The 17,775-nt window shown below is 71.3% G+C and carries 13 protein-coding genes; 5 read left to right on the top strand and 8 right to left on the bottom strand.

The genetic code is table 11. The features are described 5' to 3' along the window. Window positions 1-4 precede the first annotated feature (4 nt). Window positions 5-2,257, top strand: a complete 2,253-nt coding sequence (locus Ani05nite_RS02535) for an N-acetylmuramoyl-L-alanine amidase (RefSeq protein WP_203763986.1) — start codon at window positions 5-7, stop codon at window positions 2,255-2,257. Between the two features lie 510 nt (window positions 2,258-2,767). Here Ani05nite_RS02535 and Ani05nite_RS02540 read toward each other — a convergent pair. Together Ani05nite_RS02540 and Ani05nite_RS42200 are read right to left on the bottom strand one after the other, a co-directional pair. After that, window positions 2,768-3,472 carry an SsgA family sporulation/cell division regulator gene (locus Ani05nite_RS02540; protein WP_203763988.1) on the bottom strand — a complete coding sequence of 235 codons (705 nt, stop codon included), beginning with the start codon at window positions 3,470-3,472 and terminating at the stop codon, window positions 2,768-2,770. Between the two features lie 11 nt (window positions 3,473-3,483). Next, window positions 3,484-3,744, bottom strand: coding sequence for a PadR family transcriptional regulator (locus Ani05nite_RS42200; protein ID WP_369076840.1), 261 nt, complete (start codon window positions 3,742-3,744; stop codon window positions 3,484-3,486). 628 nt (window positions 3,745-4,372) lie between these two features. On the opposite strand from Ani05nite_RS42200, the gene Ani05nite_RS02550 reads away from it, so the two are divergent. From Ani05nite_RS02550 to Ani05nite_RS02565, 4 genes are read left to right on the top strand one after another with little or no spacing between them, the layout of a single operon-like run. Continuing rightward, entirely contained in the window at window positions 4,373-5,350 is a 978-nt protein-coding gene (locus Ani05nite_RS02550) for a glycosyltransferase family 2 protein (protein WP_203763992.1), read from the top strand. Window positions 5,351-5,361: 11 nt separating this feature from the next. Then, on the top strand, window positions 5,362-8,430 hold the full coding sequence (locus Ani05nite_RS02555; RefSeq protein ID WP_203763994.1) for a glycosyltransferase: 3,069 nt from the start codon (window positions 5,362-5,364) through the stop codon (window positions 8,428-8,430). Next, window positions 8,427-10,529 (top strand): hypothetical protein, encoded by a 2,103-nt coding sequence (locus Ani05nite_RS02560; RefSeq protein WP_203763996.1) that lies wholly within the window; start codon window positions 8,427-8,429, stop codon window positions 10,527-10,529. Before Ani05nite_RS02555 ends, Ani05nite_RS02560 begins: the two co-directional genes overlap by 4 nt. Continuing rightward, window positions 10,526-11,977, top strand: coding sequence for a lipopolysaccharide biosynthesis protein (locus Ani05nite_RS02565; protein ID WP_203763998.1), 1,452 nt, complete (start codon window positions 10,526-10,528; stop codon window positions 11,975-11,977). Before Ani05nite_RS02560 ends, Ani05nite_RS02565 begins: the two co-directional genes overlap by 4 nt. Window positions 11,978-12,101: 124 nt before the next feature. Here Ani05nite_RS02565 and Ani05nite_RS02570 read toward each other — a convergent pair whose 3' ends face one another. The 6 genes from Ani05nite_RS02570 to Ani05nite_RS02595 form a co-directional block, all read right to left on the bottom strand. Next, entirely contained in the window at window positions 12,102-12,377 is a 276-nt protein-coding gene (locus tag Ani05nite_RS02570) for a hypothetical protein (protein ID WP_203764000.1), read from the bottom strand. Window positions 12,378-12,453: 76 nt separating this feature from the next. Then, on the bottom strand, window positions 12,454-13,083 hold the full coding sequence (locus Ani05nite_RS02575) for a TetR family transcriptional regulator (RefSeq protein ID WP_203764001.1): 630 nt from the start codon (window positions 13,081-13,083) through the stop codon (window positions 12,454-12,456). Window positions 13,084-13,173: 90 nt separating this feature from the next. Then, window positions 13,174-13,917, bottom strand: coding sequence for an ABC transporter ATP-binding protein (locus Ani05nite_RS02580; protein WP_203764004.1), 744 nt, complete (start codon window positions 13,915-13,917; stop codon window positions 13,174-13,176). Continuing rightward, the gene (locus Ani05nite_RS02585; RefSeq protein ID WP_203764007.1) at window positions 13,914-15,722 is read right to left on the bottom strand and encodes a branched-chain amino acid ABC transporter ATP-binding protein/permease; all 1,809 of its coding nucleotides are present in this window, start codon (window positions 15,720-15,722) and stop codon (window positions 13,914-13,916) included. Before Ani05nite_RS02585 ends, Ani05nite_RS02580 begins: the two co-directional genes overlap by 4 nt. After that, window positions 15,719-16,588, bottom strand: coding sequence for a branched-chain amino acid ABC transporter permease (locus Ani05nite_RS02590; RefSeq protein WP_203764010.1), 870 nt, complete (start codon window positions 16,586-16,588; stop codon window positions 15,719-15,721). The genes Ani05nite_RS02585 and Ani05nite_RS02590 overlap by 4 nt, the downstream gene beginning before the upstream one ends. Window positions 16,589-16,607: 19 nt before the next feature. Further along, window positions 16,608-17,756 (bottom strand): ABC transporter substrate-binding protein, encoded by a 1,149-nt coding sequence (locus tag Ani05nite_RS02595; RefSeq protein ID WP_203764013.1) that lies wholly within the window; start codon window positions 17,754-17,756, stop codon window positions 16,608-16,610. Window positions 17,757-17,775: the final 19 nt, after the last annotated feature.

The following is a 17,775-nucleotide window of genomic DNA, read 5'->3' on the forward strand; positions in this document are numbered from 1 at the left end:
GCTGGTGCCCAGCGAGCTGCTCGACCTCGTCACCGCCATCCTGGACGACGACCCCGCGTCCCGGGTGATGAACCAGCAGGCCGGCTGGAACCCGGCCAACCACTTCGGCCAGGTGTACGGCGACGTGCGGGCGATCGTCCCGCATCACACCGCGGGCTGGCCGTCGCGGGCCAAGGCCACCGGCTTCGTGAACCGGTACACCCTGATCCGCTACGGCGAGTCCGCCGCCGGGCAGGTGGTCCCGTGCGGCAACTGCGGCCCGCATCCGCAACCGGTCGGCGTGGCCGGCTGCGAGTGCAAGTGGGGGATCGGCCCGCAGTACTACATCTCGTCGGACGGGACGATAGCCCGGCTCATCAGCAACCTTCACGACGAGGCCCGGATCACCTTCCACGCCGGATACACCAACGGCTGGGCGCTCGGCGTCGAGACCGGCAGCCTGTTCCGCACCTCGGCCCCACCGGGAAACGGTTGGGTCCGGGTGGCCCAGGCACCGGCCGGCGACGATGTGCCCGGCGCCAACCTGTTCGTACGCGACCTTCGCGATGCCCCCCGTGAGGTGATCGCCGGCTGGTGGACCACCGCTGCCTACGCCGGCCCGGCCCGCGAGGCCCCCGGCGCCGGCACCATGTTGTTCTCCGAGGCCCAGTACCGGTCCTGGGCCGTGCTGGCCCGGTTCCTGGCCGAGCAGTTCAGCGTGCCCCGGAACTTTCCGCTGTTCCCGCACGCCCGCCGGGCCCAGAACGTCACCACCGCGGCGACGTACCGCAGGATCGTGCTGGCCGACCCCGGCTACGCGGCGATCGTGGCCGATCTGCCGGCCGGCTGGGGCATGACCACGGCGCTGTTCGAGACCAATCCGGCCACGCTGCAGACGCGGTACGCGGCCCGGGCCGGTGGCGGCCAGAACCAGGCCTGGAACCGGCTCTTCCAGACCTACCGCGGGTTCCACGGCCATGTCTTCTCCGGCGACACGGGAGGCCGGGACCACGACTGTCCGGGCCCGGTGTTCGACTGGCACCGCTTCGCCCGCGAGGTGTGGGACTGGTGGTGGTACCCGTTCGACGTCGACGACCTGCCGTTCCCCATGCCCGGCACCACCACCGCTACCCCGGCCCGGGGCTATCGGGCCCCCGACGGCTCCACCCCGCTTCTCGAGCACTACTTCGACGACGACAATCACACGCCGGGCGCGCAGATCCTGGACAGCCGGCATCAGGCGCGGGCCCGGCTGGGCGTGCACGGGCCGTCGTCGTCGCCGTCGAGCTGGCGGCTCGACGCCAACTCCCCGGTGTACGCCCTGGCCAACGGCGAGTTGGTCGCCGCCCGTTTCGCCCGCCCGAGCGGCCCGGTCAGCATGTCCTTCGTGCTGGTCCGGCACCGCGTCTTCCACCGGCAGCAGGGCCACCCCGCGCCGGCCGACGTCGGCCGGCTGGACTACGACCGCCCGCCGGACACGGTGTACACGCTGTACCTGCACCTGGGCCATCCGGCCGGCCTGAACCTCACCGCGGTCGACACCGCCAACCCCGACTGGCTCAACCGGGTGCACCTGCGCAAGCGGGAGTGCGATCTCGGCATGACCTTCCACGGCCACAGCACCCACCACGGCATTCCCGACGCCGCGTGGAACCAGCCACTGCCGGGCAACGCCACCCGCCCGACCCTCGCCGACGGCTGGCGGATCGACCAGACGGCGCTCACCGCGTTCCTGACCACACTCCAGGCCGGGGGGGTGGCCATCGCGCCGACCGTCGACCAGGGCACCCCCGTCCAGGTGATCCTGGGTGACTTCCTGGGCACCGGCGGCGCGCTCGGCCCGGCCCCGACCGAGATCGGGGTCCGGGTGGAGGTCTTCTCGCCGTCCTTCCAGGCGCCCGGCTTCGTCCTCACCGGCGGCGGGGTGAGCTGGGACGCCGTTCCCTCCTCCTTCGCGGGATCGCCGGTGCAGCGGTATCCGAGCGAGTGGTCGCGGGTGCCGGCCGGCGCCGAAGCGGCCGCGCTGACCGCCGCCGGGGTGGACCTCACGTTGGTCACTTGGTGGCCGGAGGTGGCCCGGGCGATGACCCTCGACCCACGGGTGGCCGCGGCCGATCGGCTCCCCCTCGACGGCCGGGTCTTCCACTACCGGGCCTTCGACTTCATGGCCTGGCTGAACGACCTCACCTGGCGCAACGAGTGGCCGAAGTACCGGCAGGTCGACGCCTCCGGAAATCCCCTCCCGGCGCCCGCCGAGCCCCGCAGCCGCCGCGTCTGACCGCTCGGGAGGGCTGCCGCGGGTCAGCGGCGCGAGCCAAGGTCGCCTCCCGCGCGACGATCTTCGGCCTGCCGGCCGTGCCGTTCGTCGCCCAGGCCGGCGCCGCCGCCGGCCTCCCCTCGATCACCGCCCAACTGACCGGGCACCTCCCGCCGGTGGACCGTGCGGAGCGCTGAACTCATCAACTGGCAGTCAGCAACCTCAACCCAAATCAAATCCTCGGCCACGCCCGCGCGATGGTTGCTGGACAGGGTTGACACGCTTCGTCAGCAGCACGCCGACGCATAGCGTGCGGGCTCACCCAGGGAGCCGCCCGTAACGTGGCCAGGGTCACCGGAACGCCGGGTCACCAGCGATGGCCTGCCGACATCACCCCGGAAAACCAAAAGCAGGAGCCGCGTTAGGCCGCCTTCAGGTTGGGCTAAATCGCGGCCCGCCCCGGTGACCGGACCGATACGATGGAATCGAGCCAACGGATGCGACCTGACACGCCTATATGCACGCCGAGATTTATTTGTCAGCATCAAGAAGCTTATTGAGGGTGGAATCGAGCTCAAGGTAATGAGGTTCTGTACCGCTGGGGACCAGACTGTAAGATCGGCGCAGGAATTTTCTGAGCGCCGACCGGCGAAATCGGATGGCAGCACTGCCGCTTGGGCTGTCCAGGAAGAACCACAGCCATTTTTGGGGCCCTTGGCTAGTCCAAACTTGAAAGTCGCCTTCGCCGGCATTTTCGCATAGTCCTAGAGACAATAGATCGCGGCTTACATCCCAGGCCGGTCCGCTGAACCTGATGTTGACTGCATAAGGGTTTGTTGGTGTGTATGTCAACGTCATGAAGCCGGGCGATAGGCCATCGTTTTTCATGGTCCAGTTTCGGATCGCCATAGTGATACCACTCGAACGCCGCTTTCGACTCGCCGCGATGTCAATTGCCGCCCTCCTTGCATCCGCAAGGAGGGCGCGCGTCAAGATGGTTCGCCGTCGCATACGACTGCCGAATGCTGCCGCCAAGAAGCCAAGAGCTGTTGCAAGCTTGAACAGCTTCCCGGGTCGTTCGTCCAATAACCCCGCCCACTCTTCGCCCCGAATGGCTCGAAGCTCATGGTCTATGTAGTTCAGTCGGGCGGCGACCGCGACTACCTGCTTGGCCATCCAAGGCGAAATATCGCACATCTCATTGATAGCGAGTCCTAGTAGGATGGTCGCCGTCACCCCCCAAGCCGTCATTGGCGGCCAGCTTGTATCGCAGCTATCAGCTTTCGCACGCAATGTGGCCGTCGTTCTGACAACAGATCAAACGCCTCTGTTCGCCCGCGCTTAGTCAACCGGTACATTCGGCGGCGAGGCCGGTTGTTAGCCGGGTCTTCCTGCTGTTCCCATTCGCTATCGATCCAGCAGTCCTGCTCAAGTCGGTCAAGGATCCCATAGACCGTGGGGCCGCTCCGACCAGTGTCCTTGGCAATCATCCATCCGTATGCGGACATGTTAGACGTGTCCGTTTTGAGTAGAAACTCAAGTACGTCAAGGAGGGGCTCGGTGATGCGCGCTACGCTAGGCACGAGCTTATCTTACCTACATCGGTCAAGGCTCACTCGTGACCATCGTCGGAGTATTGCTCCGACGGTCGAGCGTTGTTGATCCGCGGTAGTGGCGCACCGCGGTGCAGGCGAACATACGGCTGCAGGGAGTCGATGCTTCGATCATGGCCGACTGCATGACCACCTCCAAATATGGGAGGACCCTCCACGATTGACCCTGCCCGGTCAGGATTTGATGAACTCACGAGCCTTCGGATCTGAGGTGGATGGAGATCAAATTGGACTTGCACCCGCGAATTGCTAAGTAGATCAGGCCACGGATGATCAGTGCCGGCAGGAAGGCGTAACTCGCAACGTCCACGCCCCGTACGCCCGGTGCCCGGCGCCGGGCACCGGCGACTCCGGAACGCGCCATGCTTCCAGCCCGCCCCGGCGCGGCTAGCCATCTCAGCTGCCACCTATGGGTACGGCAGATCCGGTTCCGGCGCCGGCATTTCCTCAGGTCGCAGGCCCCGCCACCGATGGAGACCCCGTCCGCGGTGGTGGCCTCGGTGACGGAGAGGACCGGTTCCTGGTGTACCCGGTTGAGGAACAAGTCGCGACGGCGGCGGCCGTTTCCCGGTCGATCAGCGTTGTCATCTGCAGCTATGCCGACTCGCGGTTCGGCGAGCTGCTGGACGCCTGTGAGTCGGTCCGGGCCCAGCTGAGCCCGGTCGACGAGGTGGTCGTGGTGATCGACCACAACGACGGGCTGCTGGCCCGCGCGCGGGCCGTGCTGCCCTGGGCCCGGGTCGCGGGCAACGAGGGCACCAGGGGTCTTTCCGACGCCCGCAACACCGGTGTGCGGCTCAGCCGGGGCGACGTGGTCGCCTTCCTCGACGACGACGCGGCAGCCCGGCCGGGCTGGCTGGCCGGCCTGCGCGAGTCGTTCGCGCCCGACGAGGTCGCCGTGGCGGGCACCGCGGTCGAGCCGCGCTGGGAGGGCGGCCGGCCGCCGAGCTGGTTCCCGCCCGAGTTCGGCTGGGTGGTCGGGTGCAGCTACCGCGGCCTGCCGGAGGTCAAGGCGACGGTACGCAACCCGATCGGCGCCTCCATGGCGGTCCGCCGGTCCGTGTTCGGGCAGGTGGGCGGCTTCTCCGGGGCGATCGGGCGGGTCGGCACGACCCCGGTCGGGTGCGAGGAGACCGAGTTCTGCATCCGCGTGGCGGCCCGGGACGGCAACACGGTGGTGTTCGACCCGACGTCCGCGGTCGACCACTTCGTGCCGGCGGTCCGGCAGACCATCCGGTACTTCGTCAGCCGGTGTTACCACGAGGGCCGGTCCAAGCGGATCGTGTCGCTGCTGCAGGGCAGCCGCGCGGGTCTGGCCTCGGAACGGCGCTACGTCAAGGTCACCCTGCCGCTGGCGCTCTACCTGGCCGTCGCCGGGGTGCGGCGCAACCCGGCGGGGCTGCTGCGGGGCGGCGTCGTCCTGATCGGGCTGGGCAGCACGGTCCTCGGCTACGTGGTGGAGTCGCTGCAACGCGGCCGGCTCACCTCGGCGAACCACTGATGGGAAACGCCGTGGACGCATCGTCCGTGCTGTTCAGCATCATCATTCCCACCTATGAGCGCCGGGACATCGTGCTGAGCACCGTGTCGTCGGTCGTCGCCACCCGGCGGCCGTGGCCGTGCGAGCTGATCGTCGTCGTGGACGGCTCCCGGGACGGGACGGTGGAGGCCCTGCGCGGCCTCGACCTGCCGCTCCCGCTGACGGTCCACGAGCAGCCGAATCAGGGATCCGCCGCGGCCCGCAACGCCGGCGCCGCCGCCGCGCGGGGCCGCTACCTGCTCTTCCTCGACGACGACATGACGGTGGAGGCCGACCTGCTCGTCGAGCACGGCAAGACCCTGGCCGCCGGGGCCGACGCCGTGGTCGGGCACATGGAGCTCGATCCGCGGTCGCCCCGCAACCTGCTGACCCGCGGGATCGAACGCTGGGCGGCCCAGCGCAAGGCGCGGCTGGACCGCTCCGCCGGCCGGCTCGGTGTCGGCGACTTCCTCAGCGGCCAGCTGTCGGTGCGGGCCGAGTGGTTCGCCCGGCTCGGCGGGTTCGACGCCGGCCTGACGGCCAACGGCACGTTCGGCGGCGAGGACACCGACCTGGTCTACCGGCTGCTGCAGGACGGCGCCCGCGTACGGGCCAACCTGTCCGCGGTTTCGCACCAGCACTACGTCGTGTCCCCGGAGCAGAACATCCGGCAATGGACGCAGGCCGGGCGGGCCGACACCATGCTCGCCCGCAAGCATCCCGGCCTCGGCGCGATCCTGACCGCCAACCACGGCGGGAACACCGCCGCCGGCCGGCTCTTACGCGCCCTGGCGATGCTGCCGGACGGGGTGACCCGGGCGGCCGGCGAGGTGGTGGTCCGCCGGGTCGGCCGGGGCCGCATGGACCTGCCCACCGAGTACCTGTTCGCCCGGTTCCGCGACTCGGTGTACTGGCGGGCGGTCCGGCAGAACGGCGGGCTCGACGTGTCGGCCGACGCCGGCCCGCTCATCCTGGCCTACCACGCGATCGCCGACCTGACCGACAGCCGCAACGGGCAGTACGGCGTGCCGCCCGAGCTGTTCGCGGAACACATCGCCGCGCTGCGGGAGGCCGGCCACCGCTTCATCGACGCCGACGACCTGCTCGAACACCTGGACGGCCGGCCGCTGCCGCCCCGCAGCGTCCTGCTGACCTTCGACGACGCGTACTCCAGCGTGCTGACCGACGCCGCGCCGGTCCTGGACCGGCTCGGGATCCGCGGGGTGGTCTGTGTCGTCGGCGACCAGATCGGCGGGTACAACGCCTGGGTCGCCGACCACGGCGGGGCGCGGCTGCCGCTGCTGGACGCCGCTCAGCTGGCGACGCTGCGGGCCGGCGGCTGGGAGATCGCCTCGCACAGCCGGCGGCACGCCCACCTCACCACGCTCGGGGCCGGCGACCTGCGCGCCGACCTCCGCGCGGGGCGCGACGCCCTGACCGCGGCCGGGCTCGGGACGCCACGGATCTTCGTGTACCCGTACGGGGAACACGATTCCCGGCTCCGGGCCCACGTCCGCCGGGCCGGCTTCGACGCGGCGCTGGCCGTCACGACCGAGCACGCCCACCCGGGCCCGCACAACCGGTACGCGCTCCCGCGCGTCGAGGCCAAGCGCGACACCACCCCGGCGGCGCTGCTCCGCATGATGGCCGATCCGGCCCGGACCCGTCCCGGCGTACGGGTCGGGCGGGAGCTGCACGCCCTGGCCACCGCGGTCGGCGTAACGGCCGTCCTGTCCCGCTCGCGCCGTAAGGGCGCGACCGGGGCCGGCGTGGGCTCCCCGGCGGCGTGGTGCGGTGAGTTCGAGCTCTCCGGTGACCTCGCGCCCACCGGCGTGGTCGCGGCCCGGGACGAGACCACGATGCGCGTGCTCGTCCGTCTGCACGGTGAGCCGCTGGGCTATCTGAGCCTGCCGCGGACCGGGACCGCCGCGGACGTGGCGGAGATCCGGGCCGCGGCCTGGCGCGAGTTCGGCGCCGCCCTGCAAGCGCACCTGGCGGCCGAGGGCGCCCGGATCCCGGCGGACTCCGAGCGGACCGCGTGGCGTCCCGCCGCCGCGCCGCCGGCCTGTCCCAACCGGGTCGACACCGACGAGCTGTTCTCCGTGGTGGTCTGCACCCGCAACCGCAGCGAGTCGCTGCCGGCCTGTCTCGACCGGCTCGCCGCCGTGGACCACCCGGCGGTGGAGTTCCTGATCGTCGACAACGCGCCGGCCGACGCCTCGACCGAGCTGTTGGTCAAGTCGTACGCCGCCGCCGACGAACGGTTCCGCTACCTGTGCGAGCCCCGGCCCGGCCTGTCCCGCGCCCGCAACGCCGGCCTGGCCGCGGCACGGGGACGCTACATCGCGTACACCGACGACGACGTCGCCGTCGACGCCGGCTGGCTCCGCGGGCTGGCCCGGGGCTTCCAGCGCCGCGCCGACGTCGTCTGCGTCACCGGCCTGGTCGGCACCGCGTCCATCGCCAACGACTCCGAGGCCTACTGCGACGCCCGGCTGCTGTCCTGGTCGACGCGCACCAGCCCGCAACTGTTCGACATGTCGGCGAGCCGTCGCAGCGACGCGCTGTACCCGTTCTCGGCCGGCATCTTCGGCACCGGGGCCAGCTTCGCGTTCGACCGGGAGCGGCTGGTCGGGCTGGGCGGGTTCGACGAGGCCCTCGGCGCCGGCACCCGCACCCGCGGCGGCGAGGACCTCGACGCCTTCGTCCGGGTGCTGCTCGGCGGCGGCGCCATCGCGTACGAGCCGTCCGCGGTGGTGTGGCACCACCACCGCGCGGACGAGGACTCGCTGCTGCAGCAGATGTACGGGTACGGGACCGGGCTGACGGCGTACCTCACAAAGCTGGTGCTGCACGCCGACACCCGCATGCAGGTGCTGCGCCGGGTGCCCGCCGGCCTGGCCCGGATCGCCCTGATCAAGCGGCAGACCGACGAGCGGATGGCCGCGTCCGTGACGGCGCCGCGCGGCGCCCTGCGCCGCGAGTTCACCGGCTACCTGGCCGGTCCGTGGCTGTACGCCGCGGCCCGCCGGGCGGCCCGGCGCTCGGAGGCCCGCACGTGACCGCCACTCTGTCGCACGTCGCTGCGCCGCGGGCTGCTGCCCCGGCCGAGACGCCGGGGCCCGGCGACACCGCCCGGGCCCGGCTGGTCCTCTCGGCGATCAGCCTGGTCGCCCTGCTCATCGGCGTGGCCGGGCTGCTGACCGGCGCCGGGGACCTGCGGGCCGCCGGCATGCTCGGCTACCTGCTGATCGGGCTGGGCGCGGCGCCGTGTGCGCTGAGCCGGCGCATGGGCCTGGTCCAGCGCCTGGCCTTCACCGGCGGCACCTCGCTGGCCGTCCTGGTCGGGGTGTCGGCCGTGATGCTGCTGGGCCGGCTGTGGCAGCCGATGCTCTTCGCGGCGATCGTCTGCGCCATCACCGCGGCGCTGCACGTGGCCGGGATCGCTGCCGCCGTACGCGAACTCCCGGCGCGGTCCGCGTCCCCGTGGCCGGCCCCACCGCGGGCCCTGCTGCTGGCGGTCGGCGGCGCGGCGCTCTGCGGGATCGCGGCGCTCACCCACCGCCATCTCGAACCCGGGCTCTGGGGCTACCTGGCCGACATCGGACCGCTGTGGTACCTGGGCCTGCTCCTGATCGTCGCCGCGCTGGCCTCGGCCCGGTCCGCCGGCGAGCTCAGCCTGGGCCTCGGGGTGCTGCTCCTGATGCTGGTGCTCACCGGCACGCCGGCCCTGGTCTACGACGGCCCGCGGATCCAGACCGCGGCCAAGCACCTCGAGTTCGTCCAGCAGATCCGCGACACCTTCCAACTGCGGACGCCGGTCGCCGTCTACAACGACTGGCCCGGCTTCTTCTCGGCCATGGCCTGGCTCAGCGACGTCGCCGGCCTGCGGGATCCGATGGCGCTGGCCACCGCCTGGCCGGCGGTCATCGGCGTCGCCCGGGTGTTCGCGATGCGGTACTTCGCCGGTCAGCTGCTCGACGGCAGGATCCTGCCGTGGCTCGCCACGGGGATCGGCGTCCTGGCCGACCCGCTCGGCCAGGACTACTTCTCGCCCCAGTCCGTCGGCCTCGTCCTCGGCCTGCTGATCGTCGGGGTCGCCCTGTCGGCCATGCGGGTCGCGGCCCGGGTGACGATCATGATCCTGTTCGGTTCGGCCGTCACCGTGGCTCATCAGCTCAGCCCGTACATCATCGGCGGCACGCTCTGCGTGCTCGTGGCGTTCGGCCGGCTGCGCCCCTGGTGGACACCGGCCGCCGTGCTGGTCCCGGTGCTCGCCTGGACCGGCGTGCACGCCGGTGACCTGGCCCAGTTCGTCTCGCTCGGCAGCGTCGGCGACGTCGGGAACTTCGGCATCCCCCAGTCGCCGGTGACCCCGGGCCTGCACAAGCAGCCGATCGTCACGGGCACGCTGGTGGCCATGCTCGCCGGCGTCCTGCTGGTCGGCCTCCTCGCCCTGTCGACCCTGATCCGGGACCGCCGGCAGGTGCGGACCTGGGCCCTGGCGGTGGCGTCGGCGGTCGGGCTGGTCGCGGTCGCGATCAACCCGTACGGGAACGAGGGCATCTTCCGCGCCATCCTCTTCGCGCTGCCCTGGCTGGCCGTGCTCGCCGCCCCGGCCGTCGTACGCGGCGCCCCGGCGGCGGCCGGCCGGCGATCGCTGGCCGTGCTGCTGACCCTCTGCGCGACCTTCGGCGTCGCCGCGCACGGGCTGGACGCGTCGAACGTCCTGCGCCGGCCGGACCGGGTGGCCCTGCACCGCTTCCTCGCCACCGACCTCCGGCCGCCCGCGGCCGGCTTCCTGCTCCTGCTCGGGCCGGCCGTCCTCGACCTGCCGATCTCCGCGCCGGAAGCCGGACAGACCCACGTCGTGCTCCGGCGCAGCGAGATCGACCCGCAGGGCTTCGCGCTCACCGGCGGGTCCGCGGCGGCGAACCGGCAACACATCACCGATGAGTTCGTCAGCTACACCGCCACCCGGTCACCCTCCGCGCGCCGGTACGCCCTGTGGTCCCCGGCGTCGTCGGCCTACGGGTGGGAATACGGGATGCACACCCGGCAGCAGTTCGAGGGACTGCGGGACTCGTTCGCCGCGTCGCCGTCCTGGCGGGTCGTCTACTCGTCCGGCGGCACCGTCCTGTTCGAGTACACCGGCCCGTGACGGTGAAGGTACGCGCCCAGCCGGCGCCCGACGACCACGTGGCGCAGCTCTTCGGCCGCGACTCGCTGTACATGCTGATGTGGGCGGTGCAGATCGTCAGCGCGGCGGTGCTCACCCCGGTCACCACCCGCGTCCTCGGGCTGTCCTCGTTCGGCACGGTGACCTCGGCGAACGCCGTCATGCAGGTGCTGTTCGTCTTCGCCGGTCTGGGCCTGCAGACGGCGGTCCAGCGCGAGTACTCCGCCCGGGCCAACCCGCGGGGAGCCCGCCAGCTGGTCCTGGCCGCCGTCGTGGTGATCGTGGCGATCTCGGCGCTGGCCTGGGGCACGATCGGCCTGTGGGCCGACGCCCTGCAGATGACGGACGACGGGCCCGCGCTGCGGCTGGCGGTGCTGTGGGCCGGCTCGTCGGCCCTGACCACGGTGTCCCTCGCGCTGCTCCGCAGCCAGGACAAGCTGGCCTTCTTCAGCGTGGTCGGCCTCGTGCAGTCGGTCGTCGCCGAGGCCCTGGCGCTGGGCCTGGTGAAGTTCTACCGGCCCACCGCCGAGGTCTTCCTGACCGGGCAGGTCGCCGCCGAGTTCCTGGCGGCCCTGCTGGGCCTGGCGCTGGCTCCGCCGGCGCTCTTCCGGCTGAGCGACCGGGCGGTGCTGATCCGCGCGTTCGCGTTCGCGCTGCCGCTGGTGCCGTCGGCGCTGAGCAGCTTCGTGCTGTCCACCTCCGACCGGCTGGTCATCGGCGCCGCCCTGGGCAGCGAGGAGGTGGCCCGCTACCAGGTGGCGTACAACATCGGGTCGATGCCGATGCTGCTGTTGTGGATCCTGCACTCGGCCTGGATGCCCCGGTTCTTCGCGATCACCGGCGACGCGGAACGGCGTACCGTGCTGGCCGAGAGCCGGGACGCCCTCTACCGGCTGCTGATCCCGATCCTGATCGGCTTCGCCTGCGGCGCCCCGCTGGTGCTGCGGGTCTGGGCGCCCTCGTCGTACCGGCCCGACAGCCTGCTCCTGCTGCTGTGCATCGTGCTGATCACGGCGATCCCGTCCGCCGGCCAGCTCGCGGCGACCAGGGCCCTGACCGCGGACGGGCGGACGGTGGTGATCGCCTTCGTGACCATCCTGGCCGCGGCGCTCAACGTGGCGCTCAACCTCCTGCTGGTGCCCTGGCTCGCGCTGACCGGTTCCGCGCTGGCCACGCTGGCCGCGTACGCGTTCCTGCACGTCGCGCTGTCGGTGGCCGGGCGCGGCAGCCAGAAGGCTCCACCGCCGGGCCGGTTGCTGCAGCTGCAGCTCGCGGGGGTGGCCGTGTTCGCGGTGCTGTCGGCCGGCATCGCGGAGACCCCGGTCGTTCTGACCGTCCGCGTCGCCGCCGCCGTCGGCTGCGTCGTCTGGTTCCTGTACGAGCTGACGCGCATCGGCAAGATGCCCCGGCCCGACCCCGCTGGGTCCTAACCCTTCCTGTTCGACAGCCGCACCCGCCACGCATCGAGGCAGCGCACCTGATCTTGTTCGAGCTGCTGGCCAGCCCCGCGGGCGCGTTCCCGAAGCGCCTCGTCACCGTGTCGCGGATGCCTGGTCAGCCAGAGCGACCAGAGCAGCGCGAGCGTCCCAACCGGCCATGCAAGGCAGAGCTGACGACGACGTCGAAATGCCCGCGTTGATCGGCCGCGTTGGTGGCGAACATGAGCAACTGCTGCGCCGATTCCGGCAGCCCCACCGAGAGCTCCCACGCGGTGTGGTCCAGCTCCGGTCCGTCCGGCGCCCCGAGGAGCCGGATTGTGCCGAGTAGCGGCCCCGTCAGGTCCCCCGGCAGGCGATTCAGCCTGTGCCGGCGCAACAGGCTATCGGTCATTGTCGGCAGCGGACGGCGCCAGACCACTCGTGTGGCCGGTCGGTGAGGCAGAGCGTTGCCCCAGCCGTCCGGATGCTCAAGCCGTGACGTGGGCGACCACCAGGTCGCCGATCATCTGGCGCAGGTGGTCGCGCAGGCCCGGGTCCAGCAGGTCCCGGTCGAAAATCGCCCGGAAGGTGTAGCGGTTGGCCCCGCGGAAGACGCAGAACGCGCTGATGATCATGTGGACGTCGAGGGCGTCCAGGTCGTCGCGGAACAGGCCGGCGGCGCGTCCGCGGTCCATGATGCGGGTCAGCACGTCCAGGGCGGGCGCGGCCAGCACCTCGCGGGATTCGGAGCGCAGCAGGTTCTCGGCGTAGTGGATGTTCTCGATGGCCACCAGCCGGACGAAGTCCTGGTGCGACTCGTGGTGGTCGAAGGTGAGCTCGGCCAGCTGGCGCAGGGCGTCGACGGGCTCGAGGTGGTCGACGTCGAGCTGTTGCTCCAGCGCGCGGATGTGGCGGTAGGCGCCCTCCAGCACGGCCAGGTACAGCCCCTGCTTGCCGCCGAAGTAGTAGTAGATCATCCGTTTGGTGGTCCGCGTCTTGGCGGCGATCTCGTCGACCCGGGCGCCGGTGTAGCCCCGGTCGGCGAACTCGTGAGTGGCCACGTCGATGATCTCCGCGCGCGTCCGCTCGGGGTCGCGCACCCGTGGTGCTGCTGCCATGCGCGCCTCTCTTCTTCCGTGTTTGCGCTCAAGGCTTACACGACGACGGCCGGGCCGCGGCGGACGGCCCCGGCCTCGGCGACGGTGGGCTCACAGGCCGAGGTAGATGCGCCGCACCTGCGGGTCGTGCCGCAGCTGGGCCGAGGTGCCGGTCATCGCCACCTCGCCGTTCTCGACCACCAGGCAGCTGCTGGTCGCCTCGAAGGTCAGCTTGGCGTTCTGCTCGACCAGCAGCAGGCTGAGCCCTTCGGCGCGCAGCCGCACCAGGACGGCGAGGATGTCCTCGACCAGCTTCGGCGACAGGCCCATCGAGGGCTCGTCGAGCAGCAGCAGGCGGGGCCGGGACATCAGCGCCCGCCCGATGGCCAGCATCTGCTGCTGCCCGCCGGACAGGGCGCCGGCCAGCCGCCCGCGCATCTCGCCGAGCACCGGGAACAGCTCGTAGACCTCGGCCATCGTCGCCCGGGTGGGCGCGTTCCACTTGCGGGCGTACGCGCCGAGCATCAGGTTCTTCTCCACCGACAGCCCGGCGAAGACGTGCCGCCCCTCCGGCACGTACCCGATGCCGTGGCGGACCATCATCCGGGCCGGCACCCGGCTGAGGTCGGTGTCGCCGAAGCGCAGCGCGGCGACCCGGCGCGGAACCAGGCCCATGACGGCCTTCAGCGTCGAGGTCTTGCCGGCTCCGTTGGCGCCGATGACGCCGATCGCCTCGCCGGCCGGTACGGAGAAGCTGAGGTCACGCACCGCGCAGACGCCGCCGTAGTGGACGCTGAGCCCCTCGACCGTCAGCTCCGGCGCGGTCGTGGTCGTCGGCTCGGACACCGCGGTCATCGGGTCACCTCCGGGACGGACGGCAGGTCGTCGGAGCTCATCGAGTCGCCCAGGTAGGCCTCGATGACGGCGGGCGTCCGGGCCACCTGGGCCGGTTCGCCCTCGGCGATGACGCGGCCGCCGGCCAGCACGGTGATCCGCTCGCACAACGACATGACCAGGCCCATGTTGTGTTCGATGACGATGACCGTGACGCCGCTGTCGCGGATGGCGCGCACGATGTCGCTGAGCTGGCGCACCTCCTCGCCGTTGAGGCCGGCGGCGGGCTCGTCGAGCAGCAGCAGCGACGGCGCCGCGGCCACCGCCCGGGCGATCTCGACCCGCCGCTGGATGCCGTACGGCAGCGACTTCGGCGGCAGGCCGGCGAAATCGGCGAGTCCGTACCGGTCGAGCACGGCGCGGGCCTGCCGGTGCAGCTCGCGGTCGCGCCGCAGGATGCCGACCGGTCCGAGCAGGTAACGCCAGCTCGACAGGGTGCGGCTGCGGTCGAGCGCGACCAGCACGTTCTCCTCGACGGTGAGGTCGCCGAACAGGCGCAGGTTCTGGAAGGTGCGCGACATGCCGGCCCGGGCCAGCCGGTACGGGGTGCTCCCGGTCATGTCCCGGCCCCGGAACTCCACCCGGCCCCCGGTCGGCCGGTAGAGGCCGCTGATCACGTTGAACAACGTGGTCTTGCCGGAGCCGTTCGGCCCGACGACGCCTCGGATCTCGCCCCTGTCCACCGTGAGGGAGACCCGGTCGAGCGCCTTGAGGCCGCGGAACCGCATGGTCACCTCGGCGACCCGCAGCATGGTCGTGGCCTGGTCCGGCGGCGCGGCCGTCGGCTCGTACGGGGTGAAGGGCCCGAGCCGCGGGGCCGCACCCTGTCGTCCCCGCCGGCGTTGCCGCAGCACCCTCGCGCGTGCCGGCAGCCCGGCCAGCCCGGTCGGCGCGAAGACCACGACGAGCACGACGACCGTGCCGTACGCGACCTGCGCGATGGTCGGATGGTCGACCAGCGCCTCGCGGACCAGCGCCAGGCTCACGGCGCCGACCACGCACCCGATCAGGCTCTGCCGCCCCCCGATGATCACCATGGCCAGCAGCAGGAACATGTTGGCGATGCCGAAGGACTCCGGCGCGACGTAGCGGATCAGCCCGGCGTAGAGCACCCCGCCCACGCCGCCGTAGACGCTGGCCAGCAGGAAGGCGGTCATCCGCAGCAGCGGGACCTCGGCGCCCAGGGAGCCTGCGGCCAGCGAGTCGTCGCGCATCGCGCGCATCCGCCGGCCGAGCCCGGTCCGGACGACGAACAGGCCGAACCCGAGCGCCAGGGCCAGCACGATCAGCTCGAGGTAGTAGTACAGGTACTCGCTGGACAGGTCGACGCCGGGCAGCACCGGCACCGGGATCGCCGAGATGCCCTCGGCGCCGCCGGTGATCTCCGCGTTGGTCACCCAGTTGGTGAAGGCCAGCGCCAGGCCGAGCGTCACGATGCCCAGATAGTGCGACTGCACGCGCAGCGCCGGGGTGCCGACGACCAGGCCGATCGCCACGGTGGCGGCGACGGCGAGCAGGGCCGAGACCCAGAAGCCGAGGCCCGCCCGGGTCGTCAAAATGGCCGTCACGTAGGCGCCGACGCCGAAGAACGCCACCTGGGCCAGGTTCACCTGGCCGGCGATGCCCATGGCCAGGCCGAGCCCGGTCGCCAGGATCGCGAAGATCAGGATGACGTTCACGACGTGGATGGCGTACGAGTCCAGGCCGTAGGGCAGCAGCCAGGCCGCGACGGCGATCAGCGCGATCAGCGCGAGGCGGGATCTCATGCCCGGTTCACCGTCCGCTCGCCGAAGACGCCGGTCGGGCGGACCATGATGATCACCGTGAAGACGAGGAAGGTGACCAGCTCGGAGTAGCCCTGGAAGTGCCCGGCGGTGAAGGAGTCGAGGATGCCGATCGCCAGCCCGCCGACGATCGCCCCGGGGATGCTGCCGAACCCGCCGAGGATCGCGGCGGCGAATCCCTTGATGCCGAGCGCGCCGCCCAGCGCCGGGCTCACGTAGAGCAGCGGACCGACCAGCCCGCCGGCCAGCGCGGCCAGGCCACCCCCGATCATGAAGGCGACGGCGTTGCTGTGCCCCACGTGGATGCCGACCGCGGTGGCCGCCTCGTGGTCCATCGCCACGGCCTGCATCGCCGCACCCCGTTTGGTCCGGGACAGGAACAGCACCAGCAGCACGGTGGCGACCGCCGCGATGGCCAGCACGACCAGGTCGTAGGTGCGGATGCGCAGGCCGAACAGGTCGAGCGGGGCGGACGGGACCGGCGAGGGCACCGCCCGGCCGGTGGCCCCCCAGATCATGATGATCAACGCGTCGAGCACGATGCCGAAGCCGATCGTGCCGATCAGCATGAGATCGAAGTCGCGATTCTCCAGCGGCCGCAGCACCCGCTCGATGACCAGGCCGATCGCCCCGGTCAGCGCGATGGCGATCACCATCGCCAGGGCGAAGGGCAGCTTGGTGGACAGGTAGAACGTGGAGGCGAGGTAGGCGCCGACGGTCACGACGTTGCCGTGCGCGAAGTTGACCAGGCCCATGGTGCGGTAGACCAGGGAGAACCCCAGGGCCACCAGGGCGTAGACGGCGCCGAGGCTGACGCCGCCCACGATCGTCTGCAGAAAGACCTGCACGGGGTTCTCCTTCGGCCCGTCAGCTCGCCGCGACGAGCTTGCCGCTCTGGATGGTGCCGATCGACGTCTCGAAGATGCCGACGCCGGTCTTGTCGAACGCGAAGGCGCCGAGCAGACCCTGGTACCGGGTGGCGCGGATCGCCTCGGCGAGGTCCTTGCCGGTGGCCACGTTGCTGGTCTTCAGCGCGGTGAGCAGGATCTGGGTGCCGTCGTAGGCCTTCGCGCCGTGCAGCTCGGCCTCCTCGTTGAACTTCTTGCGGTACGCGGCGGCGAACTTCTTGGACGCGTCGTTGATCTCGTTGCTCAGGTACGGCGAGCTGACGATGGTGCCCTCGGCGTTCCTGGCGCCCGCCGTGTCGATGAACACCGGCGTGCCCTGCGGCGCCGCGCCGACGAAGGTCGCGGTGATGCCCAGGTCGCGGGCCTGCTTGACGATCAGGCCGGACTCGACCTCCTCGGCGCCCAGGAAGATCACTTTCGGGTTCTTCTGGCGGATGCCGGTGAGCGCGGCGCTGAAGTCCTTCTGATCGGTGGTGACCACCTGATCCGCGACCGGGGTGACGCCGCGGCTGCGCAACGCCTTGAGGAACGCGTCGTGCTCGCCCTTGCCGTAGCCGCCGTTGTTGCTGATCATGGCGATGCTCCGGACGCCCTGGTCGTCGACGACGTGCCGGGCCAGGGTCTCGTCGTAGGTGGTGCTGGTCGGGCCGTTGAGGAAGAGGAACTCGCTGCCCACCGCGACCAGGCCCGGCGACTGACCGGAGGTGATGTTGGGAATCTGCGCCTGCTTGAGGATGGGTGCCATGGCGATGGTCACCGCGCTCTCCGCGGTGCCGATCATCGCGATGTAGCCCTCGCTGTCGATCTTCCGGGCCAGGTTGGTGCCCACCGTGGGGTCGCCCTGGTCGTCGAAGACACCGAGCTGGATCTGGCGGCCGTCGATGCCCCCGGCGGCGTTCCACTCGTCGATGGCCAGCCGGGCGCCCTTGAGCTCCCAGGCGCCCAGCGAGCTGAGCTGGCCGCTCTGCGCGTCGACCAGGGCGATCTTGATGGGTCCGGAGTTGTCACCGGACGACTCCTGGTCGGCGCCCGGGGCGCTGCACCCGGTGGCGAAGGCGGCGGACAGGACGGCGAGGACGGATATGGCGGCGGCGCGTCGTCGGAGCATGGAGCGTCTCACCTCAATC

The organism is Actinoplanes nipponensis (assembly GCF_016862275.1).
GTDB lineage: Bacteria > Actinomycetota > Actinomycetes > Mycobacteriales > Micromonosporaceae > Actinoplanes > Actinoplanes nipponensis.